Origin of the sequence: Glycomyces sp. NPDC049804 (assembly GCF_040674615.1) — a bacterium.
Lineage (GTDB): Bacteria > Actinomycetota > Actinomycetes > Mycobacteriales > Micromonosporaceae > Glycomyces > Glycomyces niveus.
In genome coordinates, this window is the sequence record NZ_JBFAMQ010000006.1 from 412,359 (window position 1) to 421,172 (window position 8,814).

The following is an 8,814-nucleotide window of genomic DNA, read 5'->3' on the forward strand; positions in this document are numbered from 1 at the left end:
GGCGGCCCCCCGGCCCCCCCCCCCCCCCCCCCCCGGGGCCGGGCCGTGTTCGCGCCCCCCCCCCCGTCCCCTCTCCTTGTCTTTGCGGCGCGGGGCCGCCCCGCGGCCGCCCCCGCGGCCCCCCCCCCCCGACGCGGTGGTCTTGCCGTCGGCCATGCCTGAAGGGTAGCTAGTGCCCGTGCGGGCCGCCGCTCGTCTCGACCTTCCCTCCGGGGACCAGGGCCAGCGCCACGATTGCCCCGACGCCCGAGGCGACGGCGCAGACGAGGAACGCGTCGGTGAAGCCCGCGAGGGTCGGGGCGCTCGCGCTGATGCTCACGGCCGCCACGGTCGACATGACCGCGACGCCGACTGATCCGCCGAGTTCGTGGAACGTGGTGATCATGCCCGAGGCGACCCCGGCCTCGTGGGGGTCGACCCGCGAGAGCGCGGTGGCGTTCGCGGTGATGAACAGCGTGCCGAGGGCGAACGCCCCCAACGAGAGCCCGGTGACGACGGTCGCGGCGCCGCTGCCTGATTCCAGCGTCGCCAGCCATCCCGAAGCGGCGGCGGCGATCACCATGCCGGCCACGGCGATCGGACGCGGGCCGGTCTTCCCGATCAGGTGGGCGGCGAGCTGCGCGCCGATCGTCGTGGCGACCGCGACGGGCAGGAACAGCAGGCCCGTGCGCAGTGCGGAGTACTGCGCGAAGTCCTGAAGGTACAGGGACCCGAGGAAGAAGAACGAGATGAGCAGCGCCGTCGCCATGAGCATGAGGAACGCGCCGGTGAGGACCGTGCGCCGGCCCAGGAGCGCCACCCGCATGAGCGGCGCGGCTGTGCGCCGCTCGACGAGGCCGAAGACCGCATAGAGCACGACCGCCGCCGCGAGCGAACCGAGCGTCGCCGCCGACCCCCAGCCGTCGTCGCCCGCCCGCACGAGGCCGAAGATGAGCGCGGCGGTCGCGGCGGTGACGATGAGCGCTCCCGGCACGTCGAGCCGTTCCCGTTGTCCGCGAACTGGGTCGGACGGCAGCGTCGCGGGCAGGAGCATCAGGATGACCGCGCCGATCGGCACGTTGATGTAGAAGATCCACTGCCAGCCCGGCCCGGCCGTGAGCACGCCGCCGACGAGGACGCCGAGGGCCGCACCGCCCCCGGCGATCGCCGACAGCAGCCCCAGCGCGCGGTTGCGCTCGGCGCCGTGGAACACGGTCGTGACCGTGGACAGGATCGCGGGCGCCATGAGCGCCGCGCCGAGGCCCTGCGCGAGACGCCCGCCGAGCAGGACCGGCCCGGTCTGGGCCAGCCCGGCGGCGAGCGACGCCGCCGTGAACAGCGACAGGCCCGTGATGAGCATGCGGCGGCGTCCGAAGAGGTCGGCGAGGCGTCCGCCGAACAGCATGAGGCCGCCGAAGACCAGGGTGTACCCGGTGACGATCCAGGTCAGCGCTTCACGGTCGAGCGAGAGCTCGGCGCCGATCGTCGGCAGCGCGATGTTGACGACGGTGATGTCGATGATGAGCATCGCCTGCGCAGTGCACAGCAGCGCGAGCATGAACCAGCGGCGCGGCAGCGGCGGCGCGGCGCTCTCGGTTTCGGGGTGGTGGACGGCGGACACGGTCGCTCCTTAACTCGAACAGTCATGTACAAGTTCGAGCGTACTCCCGATCGGTCAAAACTCAAACACCAGTGTTCAACTTCTCTCGGTTTCGCTGCGGCGGAGCCGTTGCCCGCCGCGGCGCCCAGGGGGGCCGGGCCTCATCGGGCCGGCCTTCGGCAAGGCGCGGGCATGGGCCGGATTCGGATCTGGCGATCATGGAGCGTGACTGCTAGACTGCCGTGAGTAATTCCAGAGTGGATTGCGTTGTATCCCTTGTGCCCCTTGAGGAGTCGTGAATGAGCACCCCCCAGAGCGATGCCGACCGCGCGAACGCCTTCTTCCTCCTCGACGAGGTCCTGCAGTTCTTCTGGCCCGCGGCGCTGCGCGCCGCCGCCGAACTGCGGGTCGCCGACCATCTCGCCGCCGGGCCGCTTCCGGTGCGGGACCTCGCCAAAGCGGTCGGAGCCGACCCCGGCAACCTCTACCGCGCGCTGCGGCTCCTCGCGACCCGCGGCGTGTTCGCCGAGGACGCCGAGGGCCGGATCGCTTTGACGCCCAAGGCCGATCCGCTCCGCAGCGACGCCCCGAACTCCGTCCGCGCGGGGGTCATCATGGTCACGGACGCGATGTTCTGGTCGACCTCCGGGGCGATCACCGATTCGGTGCGCGAAGGCGGACCGGTCTTCGAGCGGATCTTCGGGGTGCCGTTCTTCGAGTACTTCTCCACCGACCCCGCCACGGTCGCGCTCTTCCACGAAGGCATGGCCTCCTACTCCGACTCCGAGAACCTCCCGGTCGCCCGCGCCCTGCCCCTTGCCGAGGGCACACGGCTCGTCGAGATCGGCGGCGGACACGGCCACCTCCTCCGGACGGTCCTGCGGGAGCACCAGGGCGTCCACGGCGTCCTGTTCGACCGCCCCCACGTCATCGCGGAGCACGACCTCGGCGAACTCGGCGACGACACCCGGTGGGAGACGGCGGAAGGCGACTTCTTCAAGAAGGTGCCCAGCGGCGACGCCTACCTGATGAAGAGGGTGCTGCACGACTGGAGCGACGACGAGTGCGTGGAGATCCTCTCGCGCTGCCGCGAGGCGATGCACCCGGGAGGCCGGATCTACGCCGTCGACACCGTCATCCCCGAAGGCAACGGATACGACCACGGCAAGGTCCTCGACGTGCTCCTCATGGTCGCCTTCACCGGCCGCGAGCGCACCGCGGCCGAATTCGCGACCCTCTTCGACCGCGCCGGCCTCAGACTCGAGCGGGTCATCCCCACCGACTCGGTCATGTCGATCGCCGAAGGCACCCGCGCCTGACCCGCCGCCCCCGGTCCCGCTGCAGACGTCAGTCCAGCCGCGGGGCCGAGCGGCCCCCGCCGTGGATGAACCGCGCCCGTCCCCCCGCATCCGAATCCAGGAACTCCAGGAAGCCGCCCGCGGTCCCCGCCGAGCCGACCGAGGCGAACAGGTCGCCTCCGACCCGGCGTATCTCGGTGACGTACGGCTGCGGCGACAGGCCCGCCCGAACCATCATGTCCGCGCCTTCGCCCGTGGTCGTGTGCGCGACCTGCAGCCGACCGCCATCGGTGATCGACACGGTCGTCCGCTGGTTGCGGGTGCCGTAGACGCCGACGTACCGGGCGAAGTCCGTACCGGACCCACCGGGAGCCGGGGCCGGGGTCGACGGGGACATGCCGACACCGACCGCCGCCTCGATCCACGGGTCGACGAGGTCTCGGAAGAGCCCCCCGAAATCGCCGCCGTTGGTCAGGACCGCGATCGAGACGCCCTGCGCGGGAAGGAGCACGAGGATCGACGCGATGCCGATCGCGCCCCCCGCATGGCTCACGATCGCGCCGCCGGCGCCGACCTCCCAGGCCAGGCCGACGTGCTTCGGCGCAGGGTAGGACGCGGGGATGCCGATGCCGGGGGTGCGCATCGCCTTCGCAGATGCCTCCGAGAGCACCCGCGCCCCGCCCGGGGCGAGGCCGTCCGCCAGATGCATGCGCCCGAAGGCGAGCAGGGCCCGAGCGGACATCGCGAGCTGATTCCCCGCCGGAGCATTGGACTCGGGAAGCGTCGCCCAGACCGGCAGCGGCCGCATGCCCCGATCGCCCTGGGGCACATGCCCCACGGCCGTGCTGAAGCCCAGCGCTTCGTCGGCGTCGAACGCGATCTCCTCGATACCGAGCGGGTCGGCCAGGAACGACCGGAGCGCAGTGCGGAAAGGCATCTGGCGCTTGAGCTCGACGATCCTGCCGAGCACCGCCATGCCCGCGCTGCAGTACGAGTAGCGCGAGCCAGGGGCCTCGGATTGCGGCAGCTCAGGAATGCGGTCCTCGACCAGGCGCTGCAGCGCGTCGTCGCCCGCGGTCGTCGCCTTCCAGAGGTCGCCCTCGAACCCGCCGGTATGCGTGAGCAGGTGCCGGATGGTGATCGAAGCGCTCACGTCCGGGTCAGCGGTGCGGAACCCGGGAAGATGGACTCGCACCGGATCGTCGAGCTCGACCAGTCCCTCGTCGACCAGCTGCATGACCAGCGTCCCGGTCCAGGCCTTGGTGATCGACTGGATCTGGAACACCGAAGCGGGTGCCACCGGAACCCCGGTCCTCGTGTTCACCACCCCCGCAGCGGCTTCCGCGAGCCGATCGCCGACACCGACGGCGACCGAAGCGCCGGGAACGCCGTGCTCGAGGACTGACCGGGACAGGTGCAGGCGGAGATCGTCGCGAATCCGGCCGATCGAAACCATGGCGCTCCTCGATGAAGGACGGGGCCGGCCCGAACGGCCCGCGGGAACGCCCAGTCTGGCACCGGCGTGCCAGCCCGCGCGATCCCGAACGCGCTCGCGTTCCCGGCGGTGCCCCGCGGGGGCGGCGGCACCGGCGGCATCGGCCGGACCATTCGGAACTCCACGTCGAATGCCGCAACCGCCACTGGTAGCACTCGGCGAGAAATGCCGCAGTCCCGAATCGTGCGCGCATTTCGCCACTCGGTCGTTGTCGTACCCAGGTGACAAGATGGACCCATGATCGACAACGCGACCACGCCCCTCGACCTCTCCGACGAGCCCGCGTACCTGGACGCGGTCGCTTCGGCCCGCACTGCCGCCGACGCCTACTACGGCTCCGGCGAGTCCGGAATGGACGATGCGACCTACGACCGGCTCATGCGCGCCATCACCGCTTGGGAGGACGCGCACCCCGACCGGGTCGCCTCCGACTCGCCCACGCAAGCGGTCGCGGCGGGCGTCGTCACCGGCGACGTCGCGCACTCGGTGCGGATGCTCAGCCTCGGCAACGTCTTCTCCGCCGAGGACCTCACCGAATGGGCCGCCTCCCTGCAGCGCCGCCTGGGCGGCGGCGAAGTCAACGGCTGGGCCGTCGAACCGAAGCTCGACGGCGTCGCCCTCGCCGCGCGGTACCGCGACGGCCGCCTGGTCCAGCTCGTGACCCGCGGCGACGGCTCGACCGGCGAAGACGTCTCCCACACGATCGGCAACCTCACCGGCCTCCCCCTGGAGCTGACCGAGCCGGTCACCGTCGAAGTGCGCGGCGAAGTCCTCATGACCGAGGCGCAGTTCGCCGCGGCGAACGAGGCCCGCGTGGCCCACGGCGGCACCCCGTTCGCCAACCGCCGCAACGCCTCCAGCGGGTCCCTGCGCGCCAAGGACCGCGCCTACCAGGTCGAGCAGACCTTCATCGCCTACGACGCCCTCACCGACCCCGAGCACACGAGCGACCCGCGCCTCGCCAAGCTCACCCACGCCGACCTCATCGCCGCGCTGGCCGCATACGGGCTCGGCACGACCCTCGGCACCGACATCGAGACGCGGTCCTGCGCGACCCTCGACGAGGTCCAAGCGCGCATCGACCACATCGGTGCGGCCCGCGCCGGCCTCGACATCGAACTCGACGGCGCGGTCGTCAAGGCGAACGACCCCGCCGACCGCGCCGCGGCCGGGACCGGCTCGCGCACCCCGCACTGGGCCACCGCGTACAAGTTCCCCGCCGACAAGAAGATCACCGTCCTCCTCGGCGTCGAGTGGAACGTCGGCCGCACCGGCATCATCGCTCCGCGCGCCGTCCTCGAACCCGTCGAGGTCGGCGGCACCACCATCACGTACGCGACCCTCCACAACCCGGCCGACATCACCCGCCGCGACCTCAAGATCGGCGACCGCGTGTACGTCCTGCGCGCCGGAGAGGTCATCCCGCGCGTCGAAGGCGCGATCGCCGCCACCCGCACCGGCGAGGAGCGGCCGATCGCCTTTCCCGAGACGTGCCCGCGGTGCGGCTCCGACATCGACCGCAGCCAGGAGCGGTGGCGGTGCGTGCGCGGCCGCGGCTGCGGGCGGATCGAGTCGATCAAGTACGCCGTCGCCCGCGACTGCCTCGACATCGACGGACTCGGTGAGAAGATCGTCGTCCAGCTCGTCGAGCGGGGCCTGATCGAGGACTTCGCCGACCTGTTCACCCTCACCCGCGACCAGATCCTCTCCCTCGACCGCATGGGCGACACCAGCGCCGACAAGCTCTTGGCCGCGATCGCCAGCGCGAAGACGCAGCCGCTCAACCGCGTCTTCTGCGCCCTCGGCGTCCAAGGCACCGGCCGGTCGATGTCGCTGCGCATCGCCGCGTACTTCGGGGCGATGGACGCGATCCAGGCCGCCGACGCGGTCGCGCTGGAGCGGGTCGACGGCATCGGCGGCGAGAAGGCGCCGGTCATCGTCGCCGAGGTCGTCGAGTTGGAGGCGGTGATCGCCAAGCTCAAGGCCGCGGGCGTCAACATGGACCAGCCCGGATGGACGCCGCCCGCCGCCGACGAGGAGGCGGGCGACGAGGCGAACGAAGGGCTGCCGCTCGCGGGCCTCGCCGTCGTCGTGACCGGGGGCATGAGCGGCCCGCTCGCCGACTACTCCCGCACCGAGATGAACGAGCTGATCACCCGCGCGGGCGGCAAGGCGTCGTCGAGCGTGTCGGCGAAGACGAGCCTGGTCGTCGCGGGGGAGAAGGCGGGTTCGAAGCTCAAGAAGGCCGAAGACCTCGGCATCGAGGTGATCTCGCCCGAGGCCTTCGCCGAACGGCTCGCGGACCTGCTCTGAGACCGAGGGGGCCGTCCTCGCTCAAGCCGACCCGAGGTGCGCCCGGATGCCGGCGACGACCAGATCGTGATCGTCCATGGAGGACAGGCCGGAGGCGGTGGCGGCCGCGACCACGCCGACGCCGCGGACCCGGATCGGGAACGAGCCGCCCGTGACCGCGTACTCGGCGGGGTCGAGCCACCCGGTGGCGGCGGGGTCGACGCCCTTGGCCTCGATCCGCGCGGCGGCGAGTGCGCTGCTCGACTCGATGCGCAGCACGACCGCGGCCTTCCGGGCGATCCACGACTCCTGGTCCGGGGTGCTCCCGGGCAGCGCCGCGCGGAACAGGATCAGGCCGGGTCGGCGGATGTCGATGCCGACCGGGTGGCCGGCGTCCCGGGCCATAGAGGCGATCCGGGAGCCGAGCCGCCACGCGTCGGTGTGGTCGAAGGCGTCGAAGACGAGGTCGCGCTCCTGCTGCTCCAGCACTGCGATGAGGTCGGTCATGAACGGTCCCTTCAGGGTTCACTGATCTTGGCGCGGGTCCGGCCGGTCACGTCCAGGATCGCCGCGGTCCCGTCGAGTGTAGGGACGGGCGGGCGGCTCGGTCCGGCCCTCGCCGCCGCCCCACCGCATCGATACCCCCGTGGGGTATGATGGCGGGCAGTGACCGCGCGGCTCAGTCGGCACGCTGGCCGGAGCCCTGGATCGAAGGCACTGCCATGCGCACACCCCGCACCCCCGTCCTCGCCAAGCTCCTCGTCGCCGGGTCGGGCATCATGAGCCTCGCCAACTCGGTGACCATCCCGTTCCTGGCGGTCTTCCTGCGTCGCGAACTCGGGCTCGAACCCGGCGCGGTCGGCCTCGTCATCGGCTCGTCGGTGTTCTTCTCGATCGCCGCCGGGTTCTTCGGCGGCACCCTCTCCGACCGCTTCGGCCGGATCCCGGTGCTGCTCACCGGACTCGGCGGGGTAGTGGTGTCCTTCGCGGGGTTCGCCGCCGCCGAGCACCTCGCCGCAGTCGTCGCCGCCAACGCCGCACTCGCCTTGTCCAGCAGCGTGTTCGCGCCGGTGAGCAAGGCGTTCCTCGGCGACCTGCTGTCCGAGGGCACGCGGGTGCGCTGGTTCTCCCACCAGTACCTCGCCACGAACGCGGGGTACGCGATCGGCCCGCTCCTCGGCGTGGCGCTCGGTCTCTCCGGCGACCGCATCGCGTTCGCCGTCGCCGCGGCCGTCTACGGCCTCTACCTGGCCGTGCTCGCCGCCGCCGTCCGGTTCACGCAGGTCCCCGCGAGCGCCGCCGCGACCGAGGCGGGCGGGACCGAGCGGCTCCTGGGGAGCCTGCGCGCGGTCGCCACCGACCCGCGCCTGCTGGTGCTCCTGCTCGCCGGGCTGCTGTTCGAGTCGGTGCAGCTGCGCGTCTCCGCCCTGCTCGCCCAGGACCTCGACATCCGGTTCGAGAACGGCGCGCAGATCCTCGCGGCGACCATGACCGCGAACGCGGTCACCGTCGTCGCCTTCCAACTCCTCGCGGCCCGGTACGTGCTGCGGCTGCAGCCGGTCGCCGCGATCACCGCGGGCGGACTGCTCCTGTTCGCCGGGATGGCGGGGTTCGCGTTCTCGACCTCGTTGTGGCACTTCGCAGCCGCGATGGTCGTCTTCAGCTTCGGGGAGGTGTTCATCGTGCCGTCCGAGTTCGCGCTCATCGACCGCATCGCCCCGTCGGCCTCCCGCGGCGCCTACTTCGGCGCCCAGTCCTTCACCCAGCTCGGCGGCTTCGCCGGTCCGCTCCTCGGCGGCCTGCTCCTCGCGCAGTGGAACGGCATGGCCATGTACCTCGGCGTCGGCGCGCTCGCCCTCGCGGCCGCGGGCGTGTACCTGGCCGCCGGGCGCCGCATTCCAGGCCTCCGGCGCAGCGCCGAGGCCGCGGACGGCGACCCGGCCGCGCGCTCGGACAGCACCGTCCAGTGACGGCGGCGGGCTTGTGATGGGGCTGCGGTAGGGTGTGGCCTGGTGTGCCGGGAAGTCTGGTCGGCGGGAATGTGACCCTGCCCTAGCTTGATTTTTAACCTTTGGCGCTGGTCAGGCGCTGTTCTCGTTCTCTCATGGTCTTCTCGCGCTTGGCTTTCTTGCCTGGGTCGCAGATCGGTG

The 8,814-nt window shown here is 71.8% G+C and carries 6 protein-coding genes; 3 read left to right on the plus strand and 3 right to left on the minus strand.

What is annotated here, in order from left to right:
* Positions 1-169: 169 nt before the first annotated feature.
* Positions 170-1,600 carry an MFS transporter gene (locus AB0K52_RS12955; protein WP_363530535.1) on the minus strand — a complete coding sequence of 477 codons (1,431 nt, stop codon included), beginning with the start codon at positions 1,598-1,600 and terminating at the stop codon, positions 170-172.
* 278 nt (positions 1,601-1,878) lie between these two features.
* On the opposite strand from AB0K52_RS12955, the gene AB0K52_RS12960 reads away from it, so the two are divergent.
* Entirely contained in the window at positions 1,879-2,898 is a 1,020-nt protein-coding gene (locus AB0K52_RS12960) for a methyltransferase (RefSeq protein WP_363530538.1), read from the plus strand.
* Positions 2,899-2,926: 28 nt separating this feature from the next.
* Here AB0K52_RS12960 and AB0K52_RS12965 read toward each other — a convergent pair whose 3' ends face one another.
* Positions 2,927-4,573, minus strand: a complete 1,647-nt coding sequence (locus AB0K52_RS12965) for a serine hydrolase domain-containing protein (RefSeq protein WP_363530540.1) — start codon at positions 4,571-4,573, stop codon at positions 2,927-2,929.
* A 36-nt stretch (positions 4,574-4,609) separates the two neighbouring features.
* Between AB0K52_RS12965 and ligA the strand changes: the two genes are divergently transcribed.
* Positions 4,610-6,685 (plus strand): NAD-dependent DNA ligase LigA, encoded by a 2,076-nt coding sequence (gene ligA, locus AB0K52_RS12970; protein WP_363530543.1) that lies wholly within the window; start codon positions 4,610-4,612, stop codon positions 6,683-6,685.
* A gap of 21 nt (positions 6,686-6,706) precedes the next feature.
* Here ligA and AB0K52_RS12975 read toward each other — a convergent pair whose 3' ends face one another.
* Positions 6,707-7,171 carry a heme-degrading domain-containing protein gene (locus AB0K52_RS12975; RefSeq protein ID WP_363530546.1) on the minus strand — a complete coding sequence of 155 codons (465 nt, stop codon included), beginning with the start codon at positions 7,169-7,171 and terminating at the stop codon, positions 6,707-6,709.
* A 215-nt stretch (positions 7,172-7,386) separates the two neighbouring features.
* On the opposite strand from AB0K52_RS12975, the gene AB0K52_RS12980 reads away from it, so the two are divergent.
* Positions 7,387-8,634, plus strand: coding sequence for an MFS transporter (locus AB0K52_RS12980; RefSeq protein WP_363530548.1), 1,248 nt, complete (start codon positions 7,387-7,389; stop codon positions 8,632-8,634).
* Positions 8,635-8,814 lie beyond the last annotated feature (180 nt).

What these genes read in the sequence shown, in the direction of transcription:
- AB0K52_RS12980 (WP_363530548.1), top strand. Translation starts at nt 7,387, where the DNA reads ATGCGCACACCCCGCACCCCCGTCCTCGCCAAGCTCCTCGTCGCCGGG.
- AB0K52_RS12960 (WP_363530538.1), top strand. Translation starts at nt 1,879, where the DNA reads ATGAGCACCCCCCAGAGCGATGCCGACCGCGCGAACGCCTTCTTCCTC.
- ligA (WP_363530543.1), top strand. Translation starts at nt 4,610, where the DNA reads ATGATCGACAACGCGACCACGCCCCTCGACCTCTCCGACGAGCCCGCG.
- AB0K52_RS12975 (WP_363530546.1), bottom strand. Translation starts at nt 7,171, where the DNA reads ATGACCGACCTCATCGCAGTGCTGGAGCAGCAGGAGCGCGACCTCGTC.